28 protein-coding genes are annotated in these 26,659 nt (G+C 34.0%); 20 read left to right on the top strand and 8 right to left on the bottom strand.

Annotated elements, in window-relative coordinates:
• The first annotated feature begins 26 nt into the window (after window positions 1-26).
• Together D1866_RS10190 and D1866_RS10185 are read left to right on the top strand one after the other, a co-directional pair.
• Window positions 27-419: a metal-dependent transcriptional regulator gene (locus D1866_RS10190; RefSeq protein ID WP_420809227.1), complete on the top strand. Its 393-nt coding sequence runs from the start codon at window positions 27-29 to the stop codon at window positions 417-419.
• A 49-nt stretch (window positions 420-468) separates the two neighbouring features.
• The gene (locus D1866_RS10185) at window positions 469-1,380 is read left to right on the top strand and encodes a sulfite exporter TauE/SafE family protein (RefSeq protein WP_152939612.1); all 912 of its coding nucleotides are present in this window, start codon (window positions 469-471) and stop codon (window positions 1,378-1,380) included.
• On the opposite strand, the gene D1866_RS10180 is transcribed toward D1866_RS10185, so the two are convergent.
• The gene (locus D1866_RS10180; RefSeq protein ID WP_152939610.1) at window positions 1,360-1,668 is read right to left on the bottom strand and encodes a hypothetical protein; all 309 of its coding nucleotides are present in this window, start codon (window positions 1,666-1,668) and stop codon (window positions 1,360-1,362) included. The two genes, D1866_RS10185 and D1866_RS10180, sit on opposite strands and share 21 nt — an antisense overlap.
• Window positions 1,669-1,707: 39 nt before the next feature.
• On the opposite strand from D1866_RS10180, the gene D1866_RS10175 reads away from it, so the two are divergent.
• The 6 genes from D1866_RS10175 to D1866_RS10150 all read left to right on the top strand — a co-directional run bounded on the left by D1866_RS10175 (window position 1,708) and on the right by D1866_RS10150 (window position 7,183).
• Window positions 1,708-2,193: a hypothetical protein gene (locus D1866_RS10175; RefSeq protein ID WP_152939608.1), complete on the top strand. Its 486-nt coding sequence runs from the start codon at window positions 1,708-1,710 to the stop codon at window positions 2,191-2,193.
• Between the two features lie 239 nt (window positions 2,194-2,432).
• Complete coding sequence (locus D1866_RS10170; RefSeq protein ID WP_152939606.1) at window positions 2,433-3,887, top strand: MFS transporter; 1,455 nt, start codon at window positions 2,433-2,435, stop codon at window positions 3,885-3,887.
• On the top strand, window positions 3,887-4,513 hold the full coding sequence (udg, locus tag D1866_RS10165; RefSeq protein ID WP_155861232.1) for a type-4 uracil-DNA glycosylase: 627 nt from the start codon (window positions 3,887-3,889) through the stop codon (window positions 4,511-4,513). Before D1866_RS10170 ends, udg begins: the two co-directional genes overlap by 1 nt.
• Window positions 4,491-5,273 carry an SDR family oxidoreductase gene (locus tag D1866_RS10160; protein WP_152939601.1) on the top strand — a complete coding sequence of 261 codons (783 nt, stop codon included), beginning with the start codon at window positions 4,491-4,493 and terminating at the stop codon, window positions 5,271-5,273. The genes udg and D1866_RS10160 overlap by 23 nt, the downstream gene beginning before the upstream one ends.
• A gap of 111 nt (window positions 5,274-5,384) precedes the next feature.
• Entirely contained in the window at window positions 5,385-6,875 is a 1,491-nt protein-coding gene (locus D1866_RS10155) for an ATP-dependent nuclease (RefSeq protein ID WP_152939599.1), read from the top strand.
• Window positions 6,876-6,877: 2 nt separating this feature from the next.
• The gene (locus D1866_RS10150; RefSeq protein WP_152939597.1) at window positions 6,878-7,183 is read left to right on the top strand and encodes a TIGR00304 family membrane protein; all 306 of its coding nucleotides are present in this window, start codon (window positions 6,878-6,880) and stop codon (window positions 7,181-7,183) included.
• Here D1866_RS10150 and D1866_RS10145 read toward each other — a convergent pair.
• Window positions 7,121-8,383: a Glu/Leu/Phe/Val family dehydrogenase gene (locus D1866_RS10145; RefSeq protein ID WP_152939595.1), complete on the bottom strand. Its 1,263-nt coding sequence runs from the start codon at window positions 8,381-8,383 to the stop codon at window positions 7,121-7,123. The genes D1866_RS10150 and D1866_RS10145 overlap by 63 nt on opposite strands.
• Window positions 8,384-8,450: 67 nt before the next feature.
• The gene (locus D1866_RS10140) at window positions 8,451-9,788 is read right to left on the bottom strand and encodes a hypothetical protein (RefSeq protein WP_152939593.1); all 1,338 of its coding nucleotides are present in this window, start codon (window positions 9,786-9,788) and stop codon (window positions 8,451-8,453) included.
• A 41-nt stretch (window positions 9,789-9,829) separates the two neighbouring features.
• On the opposite strand from D1866_RS10140, the gene D1866_RS10135 reads away from it, so the two are divergent.
• Entirely contained in the window at window positions 9,830-10,255 is a 426-nt protein-coding gene (locus D1866_RS10135) for an NUDIX hydrolase (protein ID WP_152939591.1), read from the top strand.
• On the opposite strand, the gene cysS is transcribed toward D1866_RS10135, so the two are convergent.
• From cysS to D1866_RS10120, 3 genes are read right to left on the bottom strand one after another with little or no spacing between them, the layout of a single operon-like run.
• On the bottom strand, window positions 10,236-11,639 hold the full coding sequence (gene cysS / locus D1866_RS10130) for a cysteine--tRNA ligase (protein ID WP_420809226.1): 1,404 nt from the start codon (window positions 11,637-11,639) through the stop codon (window positions 10,236-10,238). The genes D1866_RS10135 and cysS overlap by 20 nt on opposite strands.
• Window positions 11,640-11,656: 17 nt before the next feature.
• Window positions 11,657-12,580 (bottom strand): bifunctional phosphoglucose/phosphomannose isomerase, encoded by a 924-nt coding sequence (locus D1866_RS10125; RefSeq protein ID WP_152939589.1) that lies wholly within the window; start codon window positions 12,578-12,580, stop codon window positions 11,657-11,659.
• On the bottom strand, window positions 12,573-13,010 hold the full coding sequence (locus D1866_RS10120; protein WP_152939587.1) for a hypothetical protein: 438 nt from the start codon (window positions 13,008-13,010) through the stop codon (window positions 12,573-12,575). The genes D1866_RS10125 and D1866_RS10120 overlap by 8 nt, the downstream gene beginning before the upstream one ends.
• 49 nt (window positions 13,011-13,059) lie before the next feature.
• On the opposite strand from D1866_RS10120, the gene D1866_RS10115 reads away from it, so the two are divergent.
• The 6 genes from D1866_RS10115 (at window position 13,060) to D1866_RS10090 (ending at window position 19,863) form a co-directional block, all read left to right on the top strand.
• Window positions 13,060-14,370 (top strand): FAD-dependent oxidoreductase, encoded by a 1,311-nt coding sequence (locus D1866_RS10115; RefSeq protein ID WP_152939585.1) that lies wholly within the window; start codon window positions 13,060-13,062, stop codon window positions 14,368-14,370.
• Window positions 14,371-14,438: 68 nt separating this feature from the next.
• Window positions 14,439-15,527, top strand: coding sequence for a DNA double-strand break repair nuclease NurA (locus D1866_RS10110; RefSeq protein WP_196773427.1), 1,089 nt, complete (start codon window positions 14,439-14,441; stop codon window positions 15,525-15,527).
• Window positions 15,524-17,335, top strand: coding sequence for an ATP-binding protein (locus D1866_RS10105; RefSeq protein WP_152939580.1), 1,812 nt, complete (start codon window positions 15,524-15,526; stop codon window positions 17,333-17,335). The genes D1866_RS10110 and D1866_RS10105 overlap by 4 nt, the downstream gene beginning before the upstream one ends.
• A gap of 5 nt (window positions 17,336-17,340) precedes the next feature.
• Window positions 17,341-17,715, top strand: coding sequence for a hypothetical protein (locus D1866_RS10100; RefSeq protein WP_152939578.1), 375 nt, complete (start codon window positions 17,341-17,343; stop codon window positions 17,713-17,715).
• On the top strand, window positions 17,696-18,616 hold the full coding sequence (locus D1866_RS10095) for an acyl-CoA thioesterase (protein ID WP_152939576.1): 921 nt from the start codon (window positions 17,696-17,698) through the stop codon (window positions 18,614-18,616). The genes D1866_RS10100 and D1866_RS10095 overlap by 20 nt, the downstream gene beginning before the upstream one ends.
• Window positions 18,617-18,639: 23 nt before the next feature.
• Complete coding sequence (locus D1866_RS10090; RefSeq protein WP_152939572.1) at window positions 18,640-19,863, top strand: ArsB/NhaD family transporter; 1,224 nt, start codon at window positions 18,640-18,642, stop codon at window positions 19,861-19,863.
• Here the strand turns inward: D1866_RS10090 and D1866_RS10085 are convergent.
• Window positions 19,837-20,973: an acyl-CoA dehydrogenase family protein gene (locus D1866_RS10085; RefSeq protein WP_152939570.1), complete on the bottom strand. Its 1,137-nt coding sequence runs from the start codon at window positions 20,971-20,973 to the stop codon at window positions 19,837-19,839. The genes D1866_RS10090 and D1866_RS10085 overlap by 27 nt on opposite strands.
• A 227-nt stretch (window positions 20,974-21,200) precedes the next feature.
• Between D1866_RS10085 and D1866_RS10080 the strand changes: the two genes are divergently transcribed.
• The 3 genes from D1866_RS10080 to D1866_RS10070 are packed head-to-tail and all read left to right on the top strand — an operon-like array spanning window position 21,201 to window position 23,619.
• Window positions 21,201-21,872 (top strand): A24 family peptidase C-terminal domain-containing protein, encoded by a 672-nt coding sequence (locus D1866_RS10080; protein ID WP_152939568.1) that lies wholly within the window; start codon window positions 21,201-21,203, stop codon window positions 21,870-21,872.
• Window positions 21,873-21,907: 35 nt separating this feature from the next.
• Window positions 21,908-22,774 (top strand): cobalamin biosynthesis protein CbiG, encoded by an 867-nt coding sequence (locus tag D1866_RS10075; protein WP_152939566.1) that lies wholly within the window; start codon window positions 21,908-21,910, stop codon window positions 22,772-22,774.
• Entirely contained in the window at window positions 22,756-23,619 is an 864-nt protein-coding gene (locus D1866_RS10070) for an ABC transporter substrate-binding protein (RefSeq protein WP_231136321.1), read from the top strand. The genes D1866_RS10075 and D1866_RS10070 overlap by 19 nt, the downstream gene beginning before the upstream one ends.
• On the opposite strand, the gene D1866_RS10065 is transcribed toward D1866_RS10070, so the two are convergent.
• Window positions 23,593-24,111: a hypothetical protein gene (locus D1866_RS10065; RefSeq protein ID WP_152939564.1), complete on the bottom strand. Its 519-nt coding sequence runs from the start codon at window positions 24,109-24,111 to the stop codon at window positions 23,593-23,595. The two genes, D1866_RS10070 and D1866_RS10065, sit on opposite strands and share 27 nt — an antisense overlap.
• A 55-nt stretch (window positions 24,112-24,166) precedes the next feature.
• Here D1866_RS10065 and cimA point away from each other — a divergent pair, with 55 nt between their 5' ends.
• Entirely contained in the window at window positions 24,167-25,726 is a 1,560-nt protein-coding gene (gene cimA / locus D1866_RS10060; protein ID WP_152939561.1) for a citramalate synthase, read from the top strand.
• Between the two features lie 4 nt (window positions 25,727-25,730).
• On the top strand, window positions 25,731-26,639 hold the full coding sequence (locus D1866_RS10055; RefSeq protein WP_155861149.1) for a 4-hydroxybenzoate octaprenyltransferase: 909 nt from the start codon (window positions 25,731-25,733) through the stop codon (window positions 26,637-26,639).
• Window positions 26,640-26,659 lie beyond the last annotated feature (20 nt).

Raw genomic sequence — 26,659 nt, 5'->3', positions numbered from 1 at the left:
TTATTTTCTTAGGTAATATAAATTTGATGAGGTACTCCCATAGGGAACTACAATACTTGTTAGTAATTAAGAGGTATAACGATAGTGGAAAGCCGGCAAGGTTGACTGCAATAGCTAAGGACGTTAAGGTAGCTCCAGCCAGTGCATTTGAAGAGCTAAACCATCTTGCTGAAAAAGGTTTAGTTACCAAGGATAAGAACGAAATATGGATTACCGATGAAGGAAAACAATATATTATGAAAGCTATTAGAGCTCATAGAGTAATAGAATCTTTCCTAGTTAAATTAGGGATGAGTAAGGATGAAGCTTGTGAGTATTCTAAGCAATTTGACTTAATGGTTCCAGAAGAGATAATTGAGAAATTATACATATTTCTTGGGAAGCCTTCAAATTGTCCTCATGGAGAAGAAATACCTTAACTTTTTACAATCGAAACTTTTTAAAATATAAAGTAAAGAGAATAAAGTTATGATAACAATAGTAGTTACCCCAATCGAATATATTCTCGCTATAATCTCAGGAGTTCTCGTTGGATTCAGTTTGGGTTTAATTGGCGGGGGAGGCTCAATACTAGCAGTGCCTTTATTACTGTATTTCGTCGGGTTGGCTACTGTTCCTCCGCAATATGCATCAAATCCTACTTTGGCACATGAATACTCAAATTATGTTGCTCATGTAGCTTTAGGAACCACTGCACTTGCTGTAGGATTGAATGCGTATATTAATAGTTACATGCATTTTAGGAAAGGGAATGTGAGGCTACCAGAAGGTATAATGTTCACTATACCGGGAATAGCGGGTGCAACATTAGGTGGATATGTTAGTCACATAACTCCCGGGCAATCCTTGTTGTTCTTCTTCGGAATTTTAATGATAGCTGTAGCCTTACTTATGTTAAGGCCACAAAAACAAACAAGAACTATTACCAAAACTCAAACAACTCAAATAAGTTTGAGAGGGTTCTCAGCTTTATCAATAAAATCCTTAACCTCCGACGTTTCAATAAAGAAAGTAATTCCTGCGGGTTTCATAGTGGGCTTTGCATCTGGATATTTTGGAATAGGTGGAGGATTCCTAATAGTGCCTGGACTTTTATTCAGCACTGGACTGTGTATGATTAAGGCAGTAGGAACATCATTAATCTCAGTAGGAACTTTTGGAATAACGTCGGCAGCAGTTTATGCATATTATGGTTACGTTCTTCCACTAGTCAGCATAGCTTATTTAGTAGGTGGAATAGCGGGAGGATATGCAGGAGCTTCTATTGCATCAAGAATGCCTAGAGGAATGTTAAGGAAAATATTTGCTGGAATAATTATAGCCGTAGCCATTTACATTATGTATGAAAATATTAATGGACTACTGGTCTTGTTCCATTAAACTTTCGTAAAGCTCATTAATTTTTTTGGAAAGAATTTCTATGCATTCTTTGGAACCTTGTAGAATGTAACTATAATTTTCTGCCAATATTCCGTCTTTTACCCTTTTTATGCACTCTTTCAAATCTGGTTCATTTTCGTATTTATTGATGAAATAATTTAATTCTGATGAAATCCATTTATAAATACTATTTTCTTTCCTTTCCTCTACATGTCTCTTTACCTTTTCTAGTGCAGTCCTTGATAGGATAAAGTCCTGCATATCGTAAAACTTCTTTGAAAACGACATATGAAAAAACCTATATATTAAAGGCATAAAGCTTTACCTATGAGCTTTTCTCCTACGACTAAAGGAGAATATTACATGACAGTAGGGATAGTAGCAGTAGTTCTGATATTAATATCTCTTTCCCTAGGTCCTTTAGCCCCGTTGGATGAACCAAAGGTTTATGCTTATGACGGTAAAATTTACAATTTAGGTGATGCAGTAGGAGTTTCATTTTCAGCCTTTATCTCTTTAATGGTTTTCATAATATCTGCAGTAATACTTTGGGGTAGTAAAAATCCTTGGTATAATATAATAATTGATTCATCTGCAATTTCTTTCATTTTTCTCAATTATTTAAATTATGCTGTAATTTACTTAACTTGGCATCCGCAAATGTACATTCTCCCATTCTTTGTGGAAATAATATATAACGGTGCTAAGGCATTGCAATTTGATTTAGGTCAAGTAGTCTTAATAATCCTTTTATATAGAGTTTACAAAATAATTAAAATGCCCCGTCCCCTATTTGGGTCTGAAAAGCAGTAATGCTTTAATGAAGACCCACAGCCGGACGGGGTACATGATGATGCCGACATAAACAGAATAGTGAAGAAAGGGTCGATGATCTGAATTTAATAAGAGTCGAGCCAGTTAATAACTTTGTACAGTAATTGAACTCGTTTTTAATTTATTGTGAAAAAGGTGTTGATTAAATGTTAATTATCATTTAAACTGGCTTTAGCTAAGTTTTATAAACTTTAGATATATCTAAAATACGTTCTAACATGGATTATGACCTAAATTATGCTAAAAAAGCGCTTTACATCATGGCTCCATTAGCAATAATGGTAATGTATACTGAAGGAATGTTAATACCTTCACTTCCTTCAATAGAGAGAGAATTTAACGTAACTGCATCTCAAGTGAGTTGGGTAATTTCAATTTATTTGTTAAGTGGGATAATAATGAACCCAATAGCAGGAAAACTAGGAGATATTTATGGTAAGAAAAAGATTCTGAGTATTGTAATTTGGATCTATGCGTTAGGAGTGACATTAACTGGATTTTCGCCTAATTTTATTGCACTCATAATATTTAGGGCAATTCAAGGGCTAGGCTTAGCAATGTTTCCACTAGCGTTTAGTCTAATCAGAGAAGAGTTTCCGCCTAACTTAGTTCCGAAAGCTCAAGGTACTATAAGCGCAATGTTTGGAATAGGTAGTGCAATATCTCTTCCCATAGGTGCATATATTTCGCAAACATTGGGTTGGCAATATACTTATCACACTGTTATTCCTTTAGTAATAATACTTGCGGTACTGATAATTAAGGAAATAAGGGAATCTAGAGTAAGGTTACAAGGTTATAAAATAGATTATATAGGCGCAGGAATTCTTGGTACGTCTTTAGCAGGAATAATCATAGGAACAACTGAAGCACCTAGCTGGGGTTGGACTTCACCTAGTACTATAAGTTTACTAACTTTATCCATGCTCTTATTTGGTGTTTTTATATTTTTTGAGACTAAAGTCAAATATCCTCTAATTTCTGTAAATTTATTAAGAAGGAGAAACGTTTTAATATCTAACTTAGCTGCAGTAGTAGCAGGATTTGCTATATTCATGGCTTACCAATCCTTAACTTACTTGTTTGAAGAGCCGACCCCTATAGGATATAACTTGGATATTTTCATGACGGGGCTATCTTTACTTCCATTAGCATTAATACAAATAATAGGAGCTATTAGTGCTGGAAGGAGTATTTCATTAAAAGGACCTAAGCCAATCCTAGTTTTAGGTTCTGGAATTTTAGTTCCTACGTACTTCATAACTTCGTTACTAGTTTATAATGGCTCTTCGACTCCAATAGAGTTAATCATATTAATTTCTTCGATTTCGATGCTAGGCGCGGCGTTCCTTAATGTTGCTTTAATAAATCTCCTAACTTTTTCAGTAGAAAGGGAAGTTATGGGAATTTCGACTTCTATAAATACAGTATTTAGATTAATAGGTGGAAGTCTCGGCCCAGCAATAGCTGGCTCAATAATGGATACTTTTACAACAGCTATAGAAGTTCCAGTTAATTATAATCATCATTTAACTTATGTCGTTACAAACATCCCTTCAGATTATTCCTTTTCAGTAATTTATATTATATCTGGAATAATCGCAGTTATTATGACTATTCTAGCTTCACTTTCAAGCAACATTACATATAAGAAGCTTTCAACAAGTAAATGATTATGTCACTAGAAGAAATTGCAAAGCAAGTGAGGGAATGCACTAAATGTAAACTCCATTTAACTAGGAAAAATGCTGTTCCAGGTGAAGGTAATCCTAATGCAGAAATTATGTTAATTGGTGAAGCCCCTGGGGCTAATGAGGACGAGGAAGGCAGACCATTTGTAGGAGCTGCCGGCAAATTATTAACAGAATTATTGTCTTCGATAGGCTTGAGTAGGAAAGACGTTTTTATAACAAACTTAGTTAAGTGCCGTCCTCCTAATAATAGAGATCCTGAGGAGGATGAAATAATAGCTTGTTCTCCTTATCTTGACGAGCAAATAAGAATTATTAAACCTAAAATAATCGTCACATTGGGTAAGCATTCAACTACTTATATCCTAGGAAAAATTGGGATAAAAGTTAAGTCGATTTCTGCAGTTAGAGGAAAGTTCTTTACATGGAATTATGACAATGTAACAATTTCAGTATTCCCTACATATCATCCTGCAGCAGCACTTTACAATCCTTCTCTTAGAGATGAGCTATTTTCAGATTTTAAGAAAATTTCTGAAAGGCTAAACTCAAAAGTATTTACTCTTGATTACTTCTTGGAGAAAAATGGATCTGGGAATAAAAAATAAAAGAGTTATTGTGACGGCATCAAGTAAAGGTATAGGTTTTGCTACTGCGAAAAGATTTTTAGAGGAAGGGGCTAAGGTAGTTATATCTTCTCACGACGAGAGGAATTTAGTAAGGAGCTATGAGAAACTTAGGGAAATAAGTGACGAAGTTTATTACGTTAAGGCAGATCTAACCAAGCCAGAGGAAGTTAAGAATCTAATAGATAAAGGTTCTTCTATTTTAGGAGGATTAGATGTTCTCGCTTACGTAACTGGGAGTCCAAAGCCTGGTAATATTTTTGAGCTGTCTGACGAGGATTGGTATCAAGGTTTTAATTTGTTGTTAATGAGTGCAGTAGTAGCAGTAAGAGAATCTGCAAAGAAAATGACTAAAGGAGGTAGGATAATTCTTTCAACTTCAATTACGTTAAAGCAACCACTGGATAATCTAGATTTATCTAATGTAATCAGATTATCTTTAGCAGGTTTAATAAAATCTGCAGCTAGGCAGCTAGCTCCTAAAGGGATATTGATAAATGGTGTAATGCCAGGATGGACATTAACAGAAAGAGTGGATCAACTTGTAAAAGATAAGGCAAGAAGAGAAGGAAAAACTGAGGAAGAAGCGTTAAAGGAAATCATTAAAGATGTTCCTTTAGGTAGGCCCGCTAATCCTGAAGAAATAGCAAATGTTATAATATTTCTAGCATCAACTCTCTCAACTTACGTTACTGGTGCAATAGTACCGGTAGATGGAGGGTATCTTAAGGCTATATTTTAAAATCTCTTTGGCTAATAATACTCCCTTTTTTCTTTAAATAGAGAAATTCACTTCCTTATTTACCTAATTGTTATATTTAGTATTCCCTAATCTTCTTGTTAGTGAAGAGTATTGAGATTACTCGAATTTTACACTAATAATTTTAGGAGCTTAAGCGATATTAGTATAAAGGACATTGGTGGCTTAAATGTAGTAGTAGGATTTAACGGTTACGGGAAAACTAATTTTCTATCTTCCATTTACCTATTTATAAAGAATTTGAACGCTGGAATTGAAAAGAGGTCCTTTGAAGACAATAATCAAGAGTATTTACTACTTTGGCAAGGATATGATACTTCTAAGGAGATAACTTTGGGAGGCAAAATAGAGTTTTCTGAAGATGAGGTATCTAAAGCTATAGGCAAAAGGAAGAGGATGGAAATAGAGATTGTAAATAAATTAAAATATGAAAGAAAGGAAGTAAAATGGGATTTAGACACAATTAGGATAAATGATAGTATACCTACTAGAGATGAGATTGATGACGTAAGGAGGTTATTTGAATTAGCCTCACAACAAGTAGAATACGTTCCAATATTCGACCAAGGATATTTTGATAACATAATGAAACGAATTATAGAAATAAGCAGGTCTCCAATTAATTTAAGGAAATACTGGTATGATTTTGTAAATCTAGTAAGTGCAACAATTCCAGAAATTAAAGGCTTAGAGATATGGGAAGGAGGAAAACTAGTGCTAAATGTTTACAATTTGCCAATATATATCGATCTAGCCGCAAGTGGATTCCAAAGAGTAATCCTTATGTTATTTATAATATGGCTAAGCGGAAATAAGGTTCTCCTTTTAGAAGAACCAGAAGTTAACATGCATCCTACTTTACAGTATAAAGTTGCAAAATTACTTAAAGGTTGGACTGACAATCAAATGTTACAAGTCTTTATGACTACTCATTCTCCTTTTATAGTCTCTAGTGATATAGATAATTATATAATTTTAAGAAGGAAGGAAGGAGGATTCTCTAGGACAATAAGCGTTAAGCCTAATGAAGAATTAAAAAGTATGTTAAGCTTGCTAAAAGTAAATCTTAGTGATCTTCTTTTTAGCAGGTATATAATTCTTACTGGAGAAAATGCAGAACCTTCAGCAGTTTATAATTGGCTAAAGAAGATGAATATTTATCCAGAATATAATGGAATTTCAATCTACGCTGTAAAATCTGATATGGAATTACAGTCATGGCTTAAGCTGAAAGAAATACTAAATCTAGATGTAATATTCTTCGGTTTATGTGATAAGCTAGATCAAAGTATAAGAGACTCTTGTATACCTTTATCTAGAGAAATTGAATCTTATTATACAAAGACAGGGATACTGGAAGCATTAAAACTAATAGGTATATATCCAGATGAAAAAGAGCTAAGAGATCTGAGTAAAGATGATAACCTCAGATGGTTAATAAACGTTATGAAGAAGAGAGGCCTAGATTATTATTACTTAAGATCATCAATAAGTGATATAATTACTAGAGTTGATTCCGTTGAGATACCAAAAGAGGTAGAAGTATTAGGGAATAAAATAAAATCTATGCAAACTTATAATTAATTATGATTTCACAATACCTTGAAGAGCTTGGTATATTACTGATTATGTTAGGTTTTCTTATAGTATTTCTAGGAATACTCTATGAAGCTTTTAAACCTAGAGAAGAAGGAGAAGAAAAAGAAACTCAAGCTGGAGGCATAATTCTTATCGGACCAATACCTATAATTTTTGGATCCTCAAAAAAGATAGAAAAATGGATGTTAATTATTGCACTAGTTATTGTAGTTATAATGGCTTTGCTTTATTTATATGAGGCCTCTAGCCTTCATGGCATTAACTACTCTCTCTACAGCAACTACCATGGCTGAAGTTCTAAGATCTTGATCTCCAAGCTTATTGTACTTAGAGTACATCTCGATAAACGCCTTTTCCATTCTATTTAGTATTAGCTTCTTAGCTTCCTCCTCTTCTATAATTTCGCCCATTTTGTTATTAGCCCATTCTACGTAACTTCCCACAACTCCGCCAGAGTTTGCCAAAATATCTGGAACAACTGGAATTCCTCTCTGTTTCATTATTTCGTCAGCATCTGCAGTTAAAGGGCCATTTGCACCTTCTACTATTAGTTTTGCCTTAACTTTAGGAGCATTAAACTTGTTTATTACGTTTTCTAAAGCTCCAGGAATTAAAATATCGCATTCACTAATTAGTAGTTCATCATTTGTCACTTTCTTTCCTTCAGGGTAATTTATTACTGATCCAGTAGTCTTTTTAACTTCCATCAGTTTGTTAAAATCTAATCCGTTATAGTCTATAACTCCGCCTTTAGAGTCGCTTACTCCAACGATCTTAGCTCCAATTTCCGATAGGAACTTGGCAGTAAATGATCCTAAATTACCGAATCCTTGTATTATAACTCTTTTTCCTTCAATACCATCTAAGAATTTTTCTGCAGCTAGCTTTGTAATGTGAGCAACTCCTAAACCTGTACTATATTCTCTTACAGATATTCCTCCTAATTCAACTGGTTTACCTGTAAATGCGCCTAGGTCTACTTTGCCTGAAACTTTTATGTATTCATCTAAAAACCATGCCATTATTTGAGAGTCAGTATTGACATCTGGTGCAGGAATATCAAGGTCACTTCCTATGTATTTATAAAGTGCGTCTATGAAATTTCTGGAAAGTATTTCTAATTCTGTCCTAGAAAGGGATTTTGGATCTACTCTTATTCCTGCTTTTCCTCCACCGTAAGGTAACTGTAATAATGAGTTCTTCCAAGTCATTATCATTGATAATGCAATAACTTCATCTTGAGTAACGTTAGGATGGTATCTTACTCCTCCTTTATATGGACCTAAGGCACTATTATGCTGGGATCTCCAACCAGTAAATGTTTTAATTTTTCCATTACTGCTAGGAACTTGAATTTTTACTTGAATTACTCTTTCTGGAGTAGCTAGTGCCTCTAACTGATCATCTTGTAAGCCTAGTATTTCTCCAACCCTATATAATTTCTTTATTTGTTGAGTATATAAATTCGAGGATAAAACTTCTTCTACAGCCATTATAGAGAAGTCTACCTTACTATAATAAAAATCTAATCTGATAGAAGTTTAAATCGTTAAAAAATTCTCATTTTCTTTTATATAGAAGAACAATTAATGCAACAACTATCATTGTTATAATAATTGAAACTTCTAAAGCTAACGAAGGATCTATTGCCTTATATGGTAAGTTAGTATTAGTGTAATCAAAATAATTAGGATAAGTTATATTTAAAGGAATCATTGAGTTACCTACAAATTCCACTTTTTCAGTAACGTTATATGAATTCCCATCTATATTTCCAGCTTCTTCTTCTATTAAAGTTCCGTTATAGAAGTAAAGTATAATAAAAGACTTTGTCGAAATATTTTCGTATTCTACTACATTATTATAAGTTTTACCCAGAATGTTTAAACTTGTTACGTTAACTTTAGTAAACTCTTCATTTTCCCAAATTATATTTGACGAATTACAAACTAGGAATGTTATTGGCAAGTCAGTATAATTTCCTATAACTAATGATAGTCCAAAATACGACAATCCCACAGGTTGACCAGCCATGAAATTAAGAAGGTTATACCTATATATGAAATACCCATTGGCAAAGATATAAGGATAAAATATCTCCCTATAAGTGTTAGGAGTTAATCCTGCATATAGTGACGAATAAGTGCACTCTAGATATACATACGGTTTAAATGCTTCCTCTAGCTGATTACCTAAATATTTTAGTTGGGTTGATGAGTTTCCTGATAAGCATTTTAGAAGGAAGTTTGCGTATAAATTGTAAGTCTTATTCCCAATTTTGTATGAAAATGTATAATTGAAATTATATCCTATACCATTGCACAATACATAGAAGTACTGATTTATTGTAGAAAATGTTGACAAATTGTGATATTTATATGCAATGAAGGTAAGGTTATTTATAGTGACTTTGGTTTCGTTAACATATCCTAAAGGAAAATTAAATTTTGTTGCTACAAAATATAAATAATACGTACTACTATTATATAGTAATCCAGGATAAATATATGGATAATGAAAACATAAAGCGTCATTCAAGAGAGTTACGTTAAATATGCCCGGTCTTAGGAAAGTTATGTTAGACATATTAAAAGTTGATAAATTATATTTAGAGAATATTTTACTGATACTATAATTAACCTCTATTATCCCATTATACTGTGAAATTACATTATAATCCGCAGTATAGTTTGCAATAAATTTCATTTTTGTAGTAGCATTTTCCGTAGTTTCATTATAAATTGAAATAAGATATTTTAAATGCGAATAATAAGGTATTTCGTTAATTATAGTATTTGTTGTAAGTGGAGGAGAACTGGGTAAGGCAAATGATAAAATTTGAGTAAAAGGTATTGCTACTAAAAGGGCTAGGACGACTAATGTATACTTTAGCATCATATAGACACGGTTAAATATTAATTAATAACTTTAATCCCACTATGGAAAGGCCACTTATAGCAGTTGGTGGAGTTATATTTTCTGGTAAGAGGGTATTATTAGTTCAGAGAAGTAAACCACCAAATAAAGGGTCTTGGGCAATTCCGGGAGGAAAAGTAGAATTTGGTGAAACATTGAAGGAAGCTCTGAAAAGGGAAATGAAGGAAGAACTAAATGTTAATGTTGAACCAAAGGAATTGTTAGGTGTAATTGAAATAATAAAGGAAGGTTTCCATTATGTAATACTAGATTTTATTTGCGAAATAAAATCTGGCGAGATTAAGGCTGGATCTGACGCCTTAGATGCAAAATTCTTTTCTTTGGAAGAGATGAGTAAAATTCCCATTTCTCCAACAACGATAGAAATGATAAGGAGATATTTTGAGGGCGAAAGAACTCCATTATTTGTTACTGAAATCTCCAAGTAGACTTATCCTTAGTGTCCAAGACTTTTATTCCGTGAGATTCTAGTATGCTCCTTATCTGATCTGATAAATCGTACATCTTCTTTTGCCTTAATAGATTCCTCACTTCAATTATTCCGTCTATCACTTCGTAAATTCTTTCGTAGGCTAAACCCATTTCTTCGTCCATAACTCCAAACACTTCATTAAATATTCTAAATCCGTCTAAAGCTATTGAAGCTCCTAGAAAATCTCTACTATTCTGCAACTTGGAAAATACAATATTAGCTATCTCGTGAACCTTCTTTAATGCAGTCGCAGTGTCAAAATCGTTACTCATCGCCTCATCGAATTCCCTGATCTTCTGTATTATCTCTCTTTGAACCTTAATGTCTTCGTCTTTAGAATAACTTTTAGGCCCTTCTTTAAGTATATCTTTCAATACAGCTACTGCGTCTTTTAATCTTTGAAGTGAAACTTTGCTCTGCTCTAAATTCTCCTCGCTGAAATCTATTGGAGATCTGTAATGAGAAGATAAATACCAATATCTAAGAACGTCTGCGCCGTATTTCTTTAGAGCGTCTTTTAATGTTATTATATTTCCTAATGATTTACTCATTTTTTCTCCTCTAATGTTTAAGAATGCTACATGCATCCAGTATCTAACCCAAGGTTTTCCAGTTAACGATTCTGTTTGAGCTCTTTCGTTCTCATGATGAGGAAATATTAAGTCCATCCCGCCTCCGTGTATATCAAATTGCTCTCCAAGGTATCTAGTTGACATTGTAGAGCACTCTATATGCCAACCTGGTCTTCCTTTACCCCAAGGAGACTCCCAATAAGGCTCTCCAGGCTTCCAGGCTTTCCATAGGGCAAAATCGTATGGATGTTTCTTTTCCTTAACAAATTCTTCTCCTTGATTCCATTGATCCTTCTTTGTGTTGGATAGCTCACCGTAATGGGGAAAGGTGTCTACATCAAAATAAACACTACCGCTAGGAGCTACATAAGCGTGACCTTTATCTATTAGCCCTTGCACGAAATTAATGATTTCTTTTATGTGTTGTGTAACTCTTGGATGTAAATCAATTTTAACCTTTAGTAGTGATAGATTCTCTAGATAATCCTTTGAGTAATAATCTACAATCTCTTCCCAAGATTTTCCTGTCTCCTTTGCCTTATTAATTATTTTATCGTCTATATCTGTTATATTTTGAATTCTTATTACATTATATCCCTTAAGCCTTAAGTATCTAACTATTGCGTCATATGCTACAAAAGTTCTTCCGTGGCCTATGTGAACGTAGTCGTAAACAGTAGGTCCACAAACGTACATTTTAACTATTCCGTTTTCTACTGTCGAAAAATCCTCAAATTTTCGTCCTAAAGTATTGAATACTCTAATCACAAGTAAAAAGATGTAAACTATCCTTTAAATATAACAGATGTACGCTCTCTACACTTTGGAATAATATTAAGCTTTTCTGGATTTTCCTTTAACGTGTCTGCTAGGTAGATGGAAGTTAAACCAGCAAGCAACACCAACGAAGATATGTTCTTTAATTTAGATGATGATGGAGGTATTATTCTTTCAGCATTAAGAACGCTTGCTGTAACGTCATCAATGCTTTCATTACCTATAACTATTGGCAAAAGTAAGTCTTTTCCTCTAACATAGCTTTCTACCTCATTGTGATTAACTTCTGGTATTTCACCGTAAAAAGCGGGAGATTTTGCATTTTCATTTATTTCTTGTTTAAACCTTATTGCAATAGGGAAGTAAGTTGAAGCATAAAATACTGGAATTTTACCTATAATCTTAGTAGATAACTTTTTCCCAAGATCCTTATATTTTTCTTTATTTTCTATTACTCCTTCTTTCAATTCATCTAAATTTATCTTATTTATTGAAACTGTTGACAAGATTTTTAATAAAGGCGTTATAAGTACTGGGAATGAGTATCTAGTTTGGGATAAGCCTTTAACCTTAATAAAATATATCTTTTCCTTGTGATCTTCTGCAATTTTTTCTAGATTGCCGTCAGAAGATATTACTACTATTTTTGAGCCTTTTTCTAATCCTTCTTTAACCGCTTGTATAGTTTCACTGGTTGTGCCGGAATAGCTCATGGCTATTAATGTTGTATTCTCATCAACTTTCCTAGGTATGCCAGTAATTGCCCTATAATCCACGTTATAATCCAAGATCTCCGCTATCTTACCCGGTATATAACTTCCTCCCATTCCAGTAAATATTACTTTATCGGTTTTTATTTCGAAATTTATTTCTTTAGCTTCTTTTATAGCTTGATCAAAGAGCGAATCCCATTTTAGATAATTTTCAAGCATTCTTTATCGCCAAGGATATACTAATTGATGGTGGATTCGATGTAATATTTACGTTAACACTATCTAATCCAAACTGTTTCATATTATGTTTAAAGGTAAGTATAACGTCCGAGACTATTTGCGAGATGCAATCAAGTAGATCTTGTACGATCTTACTAAATTTCTCGTTTGACAACATGGAAAGAACAGAAGGTTGCATTATATAAGCATACATTAAATTAGTTCTTTGAATAAGTTGGAAAAAGTCTGAGATCGCTTTATCGTAATTATTTTCAGAAGTGCTTTTATCAAAGTTACTTACTAATTCTTCTTCTTTATCTACTTGTTCCTTAATAAATTGTAATATTCCCTGCTCAGCTATACTTAAATTAGTTTCACTTAAGTTATTCAATTCTTCTCGTAGAGAACTTATCTTGTCTTTGGCTATCATGAGTACTCATAATAAAATGAAATATAAATCCTTAATCTTTAGGAATAATATGGACAAAGTAGTAGTCTTAGGTGGCGGAGCTGCAGGAATGAGCGCTTCTTCTAGAGTAAGGAGGCTTAATCCCGAGGCCGAAATTACGGTTTTTGAAGAAACTAAAATGGTGAGTCACGCACCTTGTGGAGTTCCTTATTTTGTTGAAGGGCTTTTTAACGACGAAAACTTATTTATGACTTATACGCCTTCTTTCTTTATAGAGAAAAGGAAGATAAATGTTAAAATAAATGAGAAAGTTGAAGAAGTAGACTTATCCTCTAGGGTTGTAAAAGTTAACGAGAACGGAACAAGGAAAAACGTAGAGTTTGACTACTTGGTCATAACTTTAGGTTCTAAGCCTAAAAAAGTAAAGGAAGAAGGAGATAGAATATTTTATGCCCATCACCCAGCAAATGCCGTAGAATTAAGAAAGGCTCTTTGGAGTTTAAATAAAATAGCAATTATAGGTGGAGGAATTCTCGGAGTAGAAATGGCTGAAGCTCTTTCCAATATAGGTAAGAAAGTAATACTCATTCATAGAGGAGGATATGTCCTTAATAAAATGTTAGATGAAGATATGGGCAAAGTAATTACCTCAAGTATGGACGTAGAGCTTAGATTAAATGAAAGTTTAGAAGAAATTAAGGAAGGAGGAAGATTAGTAATTACAGACAAAGGAAAGTATGAAGTAGACGGAACGTTAATAGCTATAGGCGTAGAACCTAACGTCGATTTAGTAAAAGATCAAGTCAAAATTGGAGAGACCGGTGCTGTATGGGTAGATTCTCATATGAGGACTAGCGTTAGGAATGTTTATGCTGCAGGCGATGTAGCAGAGAGTATTCACATGGTAACTAAAAAGCCTATTTGGATGCCTTTTGCTCCAGTAGCTAATAAGATGGGTTTCGTAGCAGGCAGTAATATAGCAGGTAAAGAAATGGAATTTCCTGGCGTAGTTGGAACGATGATAACTAAATATAAGGATTACTTTATAGCAAAAACTGGTATTTCTGAGGCTGAAGCTAAACGTTACGGAATTAAAGTTTATTCGGCAATGATAAAATCTAAGACTAGGGCAAGGTATTATCCTGGAGGAAAAGACATTTATGTAAAACTCATTGCCGAAGAGGGAAGTAATAAGATAGTTGGAGGTCAAATAATAGGCGGAGAAGAAGTTCTGGGAAGGATTGATATGTTAGCTGCAATTATTATGAAAGGATTTACGGTAGAGGAAACGTTTTTCGTGGAAATGGGATATTTACCTGCTATAGCAACAGTATGGGATCCAGTGATAATAGCAACTAGGCAATTAATGAAAGCTGAATAGGTATTACGCCATATTTAAATATTTCGATTATTAAACATTAATAGAAGATGCAATCTCAGCAAAATATTATGGAAATACTCAATAGCATTGTTGTAAATTATGTTTCGAAATATCTGACAATCACTTCCCTTGATGATTATGTAGAGTTAAACAGTACTACTTCTCCTTCTGTTTTAGAGAATGAGGACATATTCTTTGAAGTTCATCCTTCTTCATTCAATCAGGAAATTTACGCAGTAGATGGAAGTAGTAGGAGCTTTGTATCTGGCAAAGGCATAATAAGCGTCTCGGCTGTCGCGATTTCATCTTCCTCAATTCCTATTTATGGAGTTTATCCTTCTTTAGATGGAGAAAAAGAGCTAGAATTAAAAGAACCTTTTATAGCAGTAGCTTCCTCAATATCCGAGAATTCTAAAATTGACCCTTACCTATATTTTGGCCCTTATGTTTCTCCAATTTCTATAACAGGAGATCCTTTTTATTCAACTGAAGGATTTGAGGTTATAGAAAGTGAAATAAGATCAGTATTAGAGACTAAGGCACTAAATGTTGTCAAAGGTAAAGGTAAAATATTAGTCGACGGTCCTCTTTTTCCTTCCTATTTGTATTTAACTTCAAAGTTTAAGGAAAAAATTTTGGAAGAAAGAAAAAAGATATTAGATAGTAATTTTATAGGTATAGTGAAAAGATTAGATAAATCTAGAGGATTAATTGATTCAATAGATGATAGAACAAGGTCAATAATTTACCAAAAATTTAGGATTGACCCAAAAATATTCCTCTCCGACGAGTCCTTTATACTTCATCTTGTAAGGTTTAATTATTCGCCACCTTACAAAATTCTTGCATTAGGTCCTTTCTCTAAGAGAATATGTAACAACACGACAGTCTATATGTATTACTTGATCATTCCCTTTCATCCTTACGTTTCCAAATTCTCTATCTTAAGAATAGAGACACTAACTAAAGATCCAACAATTTTGGGAATGATAGCATCTATGGGAATAACAAAAGACGGAATCCCGCCATTATTAGCTTTGGCAGACTTTAAAGCAAAGAAGACCAGTTTAGCTCTCTATAGATACATAGTATCAATAGTAGAAAGGCTAGGAATTCAGGCTAGCTTTTACAGTAGGCTATCTGGTGAGCTGGCTTGACCAGCGATGAATTAATCAATAACATTAAAGATCGAGTCGATAAAGCAAAAGCTTTAGCAATAACGCTAGGTAGTATTATAGGAAAAGTATCTCCAAATTCTCCAAATAAAATAGATGAGGAAAACTATACAGTTAACGTTGTAGTAGATCCTTATACATATTATAAATACTCATTTTTAGGTAGAATAGGAGTTTTCCTTGGAGCAATAGATATAAAAACACTTTATTTTATCCTATTAAGAGTAATAGGATACGAGAGGAGTGATGTAAAATCGTTTCTTTTTGATAATAATTTCGTAAGTAATGTAGAAGAAGAAACTCCAGGGACTTTGATAAATAACGTTACACTAAAATGCGAAATGTTAACTAAAATAGATATACTTTCATCATCTGAACCTTCCCCTGCAGATATTGTAATAGAACCTCAGTCTCCAGTTATTTTACCAAATGCGGACTTGATAGAGAGGTCATTAAGCCTTAATAGAGGGCTATTAAAAGTTGGGACTTTGGATTACCTAGATCTAGATGTTAAAGTTAGTTTAAGTCTAGATGATTTGAATTACCACGCACTAATTATAGGAACTACTGGGGCAGGAAAGACTTCTTTCATAAAGGACTTAATTTCCGGTTTGTATATGATAGGCGAGGAAGGTACAAAAGTATTCATATTAGATGCTACTGGCGATTATTACCACATTTTCCTACCCCCAGACTTTACAGATAAAGGAGTAAAGCAGGGTATTGCAGAATTTGAGAAATTATATGGTAAATTAAATAAACTGGAAACAGATGTTATATTCCCAATAACAAAGACCTGGATTAGAAAATACGCTAAATCTGGAAAGATAGAATCTATTACTTCGGCATATCATGAGCTATACGTTAAACCTCTTTTGGATTACCTTGACATGAAAGGCCTTAAAGTATATTCCTCAGTTGTAGGAAATCAAATAATTTTGTCAAATAGCCAGTGGAATTCAAAGATAAATCTTCATCCCTTTTTCTTTAGGTACCGAGACGTTAGGAAAATCTTATATAAACTTAATCCTTACTTCAGTGAGCAAGCATCTCATTTCCTTAAAATATTTTCCTCAAGTAAGGAAGCTAAGGAATGTAAAACTTTAGAGGAATTAATAGACTTACTGGACGATTCTGAGTTTGATAAGTTTAAATTACACAAGAGTACAAGGGAAAATATTCTAAGGGGATTATACTTACTTAGAGAAACCGAATTGTTTGACTTAAAAGCTCAAAGAGACCTTTTAGTTAATGTAGTGAAAAATTCTGGAAATTTAATAATTTTTGATATTTATAACGGAGAGCTTGATGATCTTTCTCAGAAAATACTGACTTACTACTTCCTAGATAGATTATTCGCATTTAGGGAAAGGCAAATGAGGGAAGGCAATATTAAAGGAAGATTTCTAATAATTATAGATGAAGCTCATAGATTCTTCCCATCGAGTAAAGGTGGTGAGGAAGATACTAATTACGTAAAGAGAGTTGCAGGAAAAATAGCCACAATGATGAGGTTAGGAAGAAGGAGGAAAATAGGATTCATATTTTCTACTCACAATCCTTCTGATTTAAGCGATATAATTGTTCAATTAGCTAATACAAAGTTTATTTTCCGTATAAGCAAAGAAATTGCAGAACAGCTGGGTTTAACGCCCACAGAGGCTAAAATGCTTAGTTGGGAAAGAAACGGTGTTGCTTATTTAATTTCACCTTGGTTGAGACAAGGGAAAGTAAAAATTAAAGTTCCTGTTCCACCACCTATAGGACATTATGACTTGTCAAAGACGTGATAAAAATGATTAAAGAAGAACTTCTTTCGTATATAAAAGAAGGTAGAAAGGAGGATTTTCTTAAGAAGGTATTATCAATATTGCCTCCATCGGACGACGTTAGTATTTCTTTAGGCAAAATGGGCCTTTATGAATACGTCATTGATAGGAATGGCTTTAGTTTAATTCAAACTGCTGAAGACGAATATTTGCCTTATCTTTCTTCAAATGAAAAAAGGATAGAATTTCGCCAAATACCTAAGACGTTAATAGAGAAAATGGATTACGTGAAAGTCCTAGAACAACTAAAATCTATTTTAGAGCAGTTTGGAGGAAGAGATAAAAAGTACTCTTCCTTAGCTAAGGAAGTAGGTGAATTAATTGAAGCTCTCAGAAACTAAGGTAAGGACTCAGAATATTGTACATTACGAGCAATCAAATTTCATGGGAAGACTACATGGAGGCGACATGTTGAAATTTCTAGTAGACACTGGAATGCTTTCTGCAATAAAAGTTGCAAAGGCTACTAGCGTAATAGCTTCTTTAGACAATGTAGTGTTTAAAAAAGGAGCTAATCTAGGTGATATAATTGAAGTAGAAGCTTACGTAGTATATGTTGGAAATACGTCAATGGAAGTTGAAATGTCAGCATATAGAGGGGATGAGAAAATAGTTACTGCAACTGGAGTTTACGTTAAAATAGACGAGAATTTTAGACCACAAAAAGTTGGTGAAGTAATAGAATACGATAATGAGGAAGAGAAGGCTATAATTGAGAGGGCAATGAAGAGAAGGCAGAATAGGATAAGAAGTATGAAAAGTAATGAAGATCAAACAAAAGGTTTAAGGTTTAGGATAACAAACGCTGTGTATATATCGCCTGACCTAACTTATGATGGTAAAATAATATCTGCAGGCAAACTTCTTAAAATGATGGATGACTTAGGTGGTTCTTTGGCTTTAAAATTCATAGGCTATAAAGGATATGACAAGTACTCTGACACCGTGGTTACTGTTGCAATATCTAATATGAGCTTTTATTCTCCAATAAAGCTCGGGGATATAATAGAAATTAACGCAGGTTTAACTTATGTAGGAAGGACGTCACTTGACGTTTTAATCAATGTTTTCAAAAACGGTAAAGAAAAAGTTACAGAGGCTTACTTCTCATATGTAAGGGTTGATAATGAGGGTAGACCCAAGGAAATGCCTAGATATTATCCAGAAACTGAAGTAGAGAAAAATCTGTGGCAGGAGGCTATAAAGAGGAGGAATTTGCAAATCAAGGAGAAAAATCTTTAATTTAACCTAAGTCTTTTCTCATGATGAATTATTTCTCCTTAGCAGTGATGATTATAACATATTCTTTAATAGCTACTAGAGGTCTTACTAAAATACCGCCATGGGCTTCAATGTTTTTTGGAGGAGTCTTAATGATAATACTAGGAGTATTAACTCCTGAAAAGGCTCTATCAGCAATTAACCTTGACGTAATCCTTTTCCTAATAACTATTTTTACGTTTGCCTCTGCTTTAGAAGTTTCTGGCTTTCTTAAATATGTTGCATATGCTATAATTTCCAAGTTTAAAAGACCAGATAAGGTGCTCTTTAGTGTCTTAGTTACTTCTGGTCTGCTCTCTAATTTGGTTACAAACGACGGATTATCAGCGAGTTGGACTCCAGTAATTTTGGAAATGAAAAAGGAAATGAAAATAGATGAAAAGCCTTTCCTTTATGCCTTAGCTTTTGGTGTAACCATAGGAAGCGTTATGTTTCCTACTGGGAATCCTCAAAATCTTTTAATAGCTCTAGATTCTGGGATAAAGAATCCGTTTCTCGTGTTTATAGAGTATTTATCAATTCCTACTCTACTTAATCTTGTATTAACTTACCCAATCTTAAGGCTGATGTTTAGAAAATATTTGCCTAATCTTACGTTTAATCCTGATAAAATAGAGATAGAAAATAAAAGGTTAGCTTATTTATCCTTTATTCTTCTTTTAGTAACTATAGTTCTATTCTTCACATTAAGCTACGTCGGTATAGATATACTTCTAGGCTCTCTTACTACATCTTCAATTTTACTTTTAATATCTCCAGAGAGAAGAGATATTGTAAGAAGAATTGATTGGAGTACCATAATTTTCTTCATAGGTTTATTTATATTTACGGAGGGAATACTCTGCGGAGGCGTAATTGCAGAAATGTCAAAATTTTTACCGCCTCCAACTTCAATTCTTCTCATATTTATATCTTCAATTCTTTTAAGCCAAATTTTATCTAACGTTCCCCTTGTTGCAATTTATATTCCAATATTGTTTGAGTATCATTCAACCTCAATTGCTGATTGGCTAGCGCTAGCTGCAGGGAGTACAATAGCTGGAAATCTTACTTTAATAGGTGCTGCAAGTAATATAATAATTTCAGAAGCGTCAGAAAATAGAGGAGGAAAAGGATTTGGATTTTTCGAATTTATAGCTTACTCATTACCAGTACTTTTATTGAATTCCTTCATCCTTTATTTATTTCTTTTGTTGGAAGCTCCTTGATACTGCAAGTAATTGCATTTCATTAGTTCCTTCGGCTATTTCCATTATTTTCGCATCTCTATATAATCTCTCGACTTTAGAACCCCTATTTAATCCGTGACCTCCGAAAATATGTAAAGCAGTCCTAGTAGTTTCAGCAGCAGTAACTGCAGCAAAGTATTTAGCCATTGATGCCTCAGTTAATGCCTCAACTCCTTTATCCAAGAGTGATGCAGCTCTCCAAGTTAAAAGTCTCGCGGCCTCAACTTTTATATAGGCATCGGCTAAGTTAAAGCCAATCCACTCTTGTTCTATTAGTGCTTTACCGAACTGTTTTCTGGTAGCTGCTCTATTAATGGCCTCTTCTACTGCACCTCTAGCAATTCCAACTGCTATTCCTGCATAACCATTTCTGCTTATCATCAACGCTTTTATAGCTCCTCTAAACGCATCTCCTTCCTTCCCTATTATTGAATCCTTGGGAATTCTAACGTTGTTGAATTTAACATAAGATACTCCTGCACCTCTAATACCCATTAAATCTAACTTATGAATTTCTATTCCAGGCAATTTGGAGTCTATTAGGAGTAATGAGATTCCGTTCTTATCTCCAGGGTTACCGCTAGTTCTGGCTAAAACAACCATTTTTGTGGAAAATGATGCAGCGCTTGTAAATATTTTCTCTCCGTTAAGCACTAATTCATCTCCATCTGGCTTTGCTGTAGTTTGAAGTGCTCCTAGATCTGAACCTGCAGCGGGTTCAGTTAAGGCTACAGCATAGATCTCTTTTGCTTTTACACCTCTTTCAATCCAATCTTTAGCAGAGTCTCCTCCTACTGACACAAGTAATTGCAACGCATTAAGCTGAGTATGAAGGCTGTGGGAAGCCCCTCCACTTTCGCTTCCTAATTCCTCAGTAGCAATTGCGAAAGCAATTTCTCCTAGACCTAAACCACCATATTTCGTTGGGATTTTCATACCTAGTAAGTCCATTTCTCCGAAGTCCTTGACTATTTTATCACCACCGTCATTAGTTTCGTCCATCTTCTTTGCGTAATCTTTTACAACTTTTTGCGTATAGTCCCTTACTTTATTTCTATACTCTTCTAATTCTTTTGAAAGTTCAAACATAAATCTCGTTATATAAAGAGTATAAGCAATATAAAATCTTATCTTATGGAAGTAATAATTCCTTATTACAATTTTTATTTAGGATAGCTCGAGGATAGATTTAAAATCTGCGATAGCATAAATGATCACAAGGGGTATCTAGCCCTAGACAGCCCCGCAGAGGGTAAGGATGAAGAGGGTTTCCTGCCGTGTTAATTTATTTTCTTCAAATTGTTTTAACATCAATAATGCTTATCCACGTTTCTATCTTGGATTTAAAATATAGAGAAGTGGACTTCAAAACGTGGTTAATTTACCTTCCTTTGGTAGTATTCTTTATTTTTTACGTGCACAAGATTGATCTATTCCTTTATTCCTATTCTCTAGGAGTTTCTGTTTTTGTCCTTTATATGTTTTATAAACTTTCCCTCATGGGAGGAGCTGATTTAATGGCTATTTTAATTATAGGTTTATCGAATCCATCAGTTTATCCATTATTTTTCCCAACTTTTTCAGAGTTAGGAATGGAGCCCCTAGTTGTTATTCTCTATTCTTCAATCTCCGTCTTCCTAGTTAGTTTATATAATTTAGCAAAATATTTTAAATACACGAAGGGAATGCCGTTTAGCAAGAGAATAATCTTGGCTTTAAGCGCTAAAAGAATAAAAGTTAAAGATTTTCTTAACTCTAGTTTTCTTTTTCCTCTAACTCAAGTTGATGATAACGGTAATGTAACTCTTAGGAGCACTTTCTCAATAGAAGAGGATGATAAGGAATGGAAGCAAAAGTTCAGAAAATTAGTTGAGGAAAGGAAGATTAGCGAAGATTCATACATTTGGGTTGCGTGGGGTGTTCCAGTTCTACCTTTCATGTTTATAGGCTATTTATTGAGTCTCGTCCTGGGTTTTCCATTTACATGAGAACTAATAAACCTCAAAACTAATTTTTACTTGGGTTGTATGTATCTAGAATAAAAATTATAGCAGAGAGTTCTAACGAGCTTGCAAAAAAGGTCAGGAACAGCTTAGATGAGTTAGGATATTTTATAGTAGATACTCATGAGGAAGTACAAGTCTATTTTTATCCAATAGAGGAAATTATTTATAGTGTAAAGAAGTTCTCCACTAAAACTCCAGTAATAATAGGTGTAACTGATGACGGAAGCTACGTTATTCCCTTGTTCAAAGAAAAATGTGGTGGTTCCTTTATAGCAGGAATGATAGCTGACCTTTTAGGCTCTCAGTTGATTTTAACTTCAAGAACTTCTCAACAAGGCGTCTATAGCATTCAAGAATTTGCCTGGATTAATGGTTTAGAAATAATAAATAGAGAGAAAATTGATGAACTAGAGAAAAAACTACTAAATTCAGGAAAACTTAAGGTCTATTCTAATATAGATATTCATACTGTTGAAGGATACGAATTGACAAGAAAAGAAGAAGATGCTGATATTGTGATTAAAACAGACACTGAGGAAGAAGATAAGGAAATTAACAGTAAAAAGATAATAATGAAGCCTTTATCTTTGGTAATAGCTTTATCATATTCTAAGGACACTCCTAAGGAAGCCATTTATTATTCAATAATTTCCACGTTGAAATCTATAAATATCCTTAGGAATACTGTAAACTTTATAATTACTTCAGAGTCTAAAAACGGAGATAAGAAAATCCAAGACATAGCAAAGTCCTTCAATTCTACGGTTATATACGTTAAGGAGAAGCAACCCTGCGAGCCATCTCTAGATTTTGTTAATGCTAGAGTGATATTAAAGAAAACTAGGAGAGCTTACGGAGTACTAACATGCTTAGGGGTAAAATAAAAAATAAATTAAATGGAAAAGAAAAAGAAGAAGAGAATATGAAAATTTATAATCCAGTACTTGACGATTACGTAGAAATTAAGAGGCCTTTAAAAAACATAGTAAGTCTCGATCCTGCTACTACTGAAACATTGTTTTTCTTAGGTTTAGGAGATAAAATTATAGCTACCGATGCTTTTAGTTACAGGCCTGAAGAGGCAAGAAAATTGCCTAAAATAGGCAGTTATACACACGTTAAGTTGGACTTTTTAGAGGAAAACAAGCCGGATTTAATATTCTCTACTATGGGTGCCCAGAAGGATCTAACTAAAAAATTGATCAACATGGGCTTTACAGTTTATCCTATGCAAGTAGCAACTAGCGTAAGTAAGATCATAGATAACGTAATAATTATAGCCGAAGTAGTGGACAGAAAAAATGAAGGAAGAGAGCTGGTAAATAAATTAAGGAAAAAAATTACAGAGAATTATAACCCTGGAAATACAAAAGTTTACGTAGAATTCGATTTAGGAGGACCTATAACTATGGGTTTTCCTAGCCACGTTAGTGATGCGATTTCTATAGTTGGAGGAAAAAACATTTTCGATGATAAAGACGAGGCGTATTTTATTCCTGACGATAAAGAAATCTTGAGTAGAAACCCTGACTTATTTATCTATGAACCAAAAAGGCTTACAGACTACGAGAAGGAAAGATTTCTAAAAAAGATGGAAGAAAGAGGCTTGCAAAAATTTAGGGATAGACTAGTATTCACTAAAGGCGATTATTTAGCTCACATGGGGCCCAGTTTTATTCTAGATTCAATACCTTGGTTAAGGTCACTTCTTACGTCTTCTAATAGATAATAGCTCGTAAATAAGAGAAATGAACGCTAAAGCTATTCCACCCACGGCTACTATTTCCATTATCGTAGTTATTATTCCAAGACCATTGTAAAAGCTGGTAATAAAATCTGCGTTGAAAATTCCGTAAGTATATGTAACATTCTGAGGAGTGTTTTCGTCATTTATAATTACCATTTCATAACATCCTGGCGATAAAATTAAGCTAACCATACCCTGTTTATTACAAACTATATGCAAAAAATTAGTACCATTACGTATTGATATATTTGCATTACCAGATTTTATAAAAGCTATAATGGAATTATTCTCTTTAGTAATGTTAAATGTTAAAACTATCTTACCTGCATTCCCGGGAACAGTAACCGTTGAATAATGTTTAACATACTGATTGTTGACTATTGAATAATTTGGGAAATATAATGGTAAGAGTAGTAATCCAGCTAATCCTATTAGAAAAATTATAACACCTACGAGGATTACCTTAAAATTCATAGCGTGTTATTCTATAATCAAGTTTTTATAACTATTCTAAACATTAAGCATATGGCTGATCAAGAAATTAGTTGAGGTATTGGACACAACATTAAGAGATGGAGCACAAACTACTTCTGTATCTTTCACGTTAAATGATAAAATAAGGATAGCACTAGCTTTAGATGACCTAGGAGTACATTATATTGAAGGAGGATGGCCTGGGTCAAACCCTAAAGATGAGGAATTCTTCAAGGAAATAAGTAAATATTCACTAAAGGCTAAAGTTGCGGCATTCGGTAGCACTAAGAAAAAAGGAGTAAAAGCTGAGGAGGATAAGAACTTAAATGCAATAATAGACTCCGGAGTAAGGGTTGCAGTACTTTTCGGCAAATCCTGGACACTCCACGTTACTCATGTTTTAAAGGTAAGTAAAGAAGAAAACCTAGAGTTAGTGTATGATAGTATAAGGTACTTAAGAGATCATGGATTGGAAGTAATTTTTGATGCAGAGCATTTCTACCAAGGTTATAAAGAAGATGAAGAGTATGCCCTTGAAGTAATAAAAACTGCCGAAGAAGCTGGAGCTTCTGTAATAGCCCTTGCAGATACTAACGGAGGTACATTACCTCATGAAATTTACGAAATTACGTCAAGGGTAGTAAAAGAGCTGAAGGTAAAAGTAGGGCTTCACATGCATAACGATTCTGGCTGTGCTGTTGCAAATACTTTAATGGGAGTTCTTGCAGGGGCTAGGCACGTACAAGGTACAATAAACGGCTTAGGAGAGAGGACTGGTAACGCTGATCTAATTCAAGTAATTCCGAATCTGCAACTTAAAATGGGTTTTAGAGTAATTCCAGATTTAACGAAATTAAAAGGAGTATCTAGATTGGTTTACGAACTTTCTGGACTGCATCCTAATCCATATCAACCATTCGTTGGAGATAATGCGTTCTCTCATAAGGCAGGAGTTCACGCTGACGCAGTAATAAAAGTTCCTAGAGCTTATGAACATATTGATCCTACGTTAGTAGGTAACCAAAGAAGGATAGTGATTTCTGAATTAGCAGGCTCTTCCAACTTACTAAACTATCTAGAAAAAATAGGAATAAAAGTAGATAAAAAAGACGAGAGATTAAGAAAAGCATTACAAAAAATTAAGGAAATGGAAAATAAGGGTTACAGCTTCGATTTAGCTCCGGCCTCAGCAGTACTTCAGATTTTGAAAGAACTCGGAATTTACACAAAGTTCATTGACTTACAATATTGGAAAGTTATAAACGAAAGCGGGAACTTATCACTTGCTGTAGTTAAAGTAAATTCCCAATTACAGGCATCAGAAGGCGTAGGGCCCGTTCACGCTTTGGACATGGCAGTAAGAAATGCCTTACAAAAGGTTTATCCAGAGCTTTCACGCGTGAAGTTAATAGATTATAGAGTAGTACTACCCGGAGAAATAAAGAACACTGAAAGCTTAGTTAGAGTAACTATAGAATTTACTGACGGTAAAGATAATTGGAGGACAGAAGGAGTTTCAACTAGCGTAATAGAGGCATCAGTTATAGCTTTAATAGACGGTCTAGATTACTATCTCCAGGTTAGCAAGAAGTTAAAAACCGAAATCCTCAATTAATAGTGTGAACTGGGATCCTGGAGCAGCTTCGGTAAATAAAGGAAAGTTTTACACTTTAATGAGGTTTCTTAGGATAGAGCAAACTCTATTTAGCTTACCAATGGCTTATTTAGGGGCTTTCGTGGCAATAAGAGGAATACCTCCAATCCAAACTCTTTTCCTCATTTTCTCAGCCCTCTTTTTCTTAAGGATTGCTGGGATGACTAATGATAATTTAGCTGATAGGGAAATTGACGCTAAAAACCCTAGGACTAGGACTAGGCCTTTAGTTACTGGAGCAATAAAGGTATGGGAAGCTAAAGCTCTGATAATAATAGGATTAGCGGGCTTTTTCATTTCAGCATACTTCGTTAATATTTGGGCTTTTGTTCTTTCTCCTATAGTAGCATTAATAGTAATGACTTATCCTTACATGAAAAGGTATACAGCCTTTGCTAATTATCATCTTGCTTCAATACAAGGCTTAGCAGTATTTAGCGGTGCAGTAGCAAGTGCTGGACTTTATTATCATTCATTATATTGCGTTCTAAAAGCTGTACCTTGGCCATTCGTAATTGCTACAATATTCTGGGCTTTAGGCTTTGATTTATATAACCACATTCCTGATGCAGAATTTGATAAACAAATGGGTTTGCACAGCTTCGCTGTTTTGCTTGGTGACTTTGCATTAAAGTTTGCAGGATTAAATCAGCTCGCTTCACTCATTTTGGACTTTTTAGCAGACTTTATGTATAATTTAGGCCCAATAGCTTATGCATCAACTATTGCTCACGGATTAATAATGGCATATGCCTACTTCTTAGCTAATAAAGGAAACTTTGGTTCTGCGTTCTATTATAATATTTACTCTTCAATAGTTCTCGGTTTAGGGATAGACATAGACGTCCTTTTAGGCATACCTAAATTTTTTTAGATTAACTATATAGATTAATC

This window comes from Acidianus ambivalens (assembly GCF_009729015.1).
Lineage (GTDB): Archaea > Thermoproteota > Thermoprotei_A > Sulfolobales > Sulfolobaceae > Acidianus > Acidianus ambivalens.
Note: the sequence above shows the minus strand (reverse complement) of the source record. Positions and strands in the feature narration are given on the sequence as shown.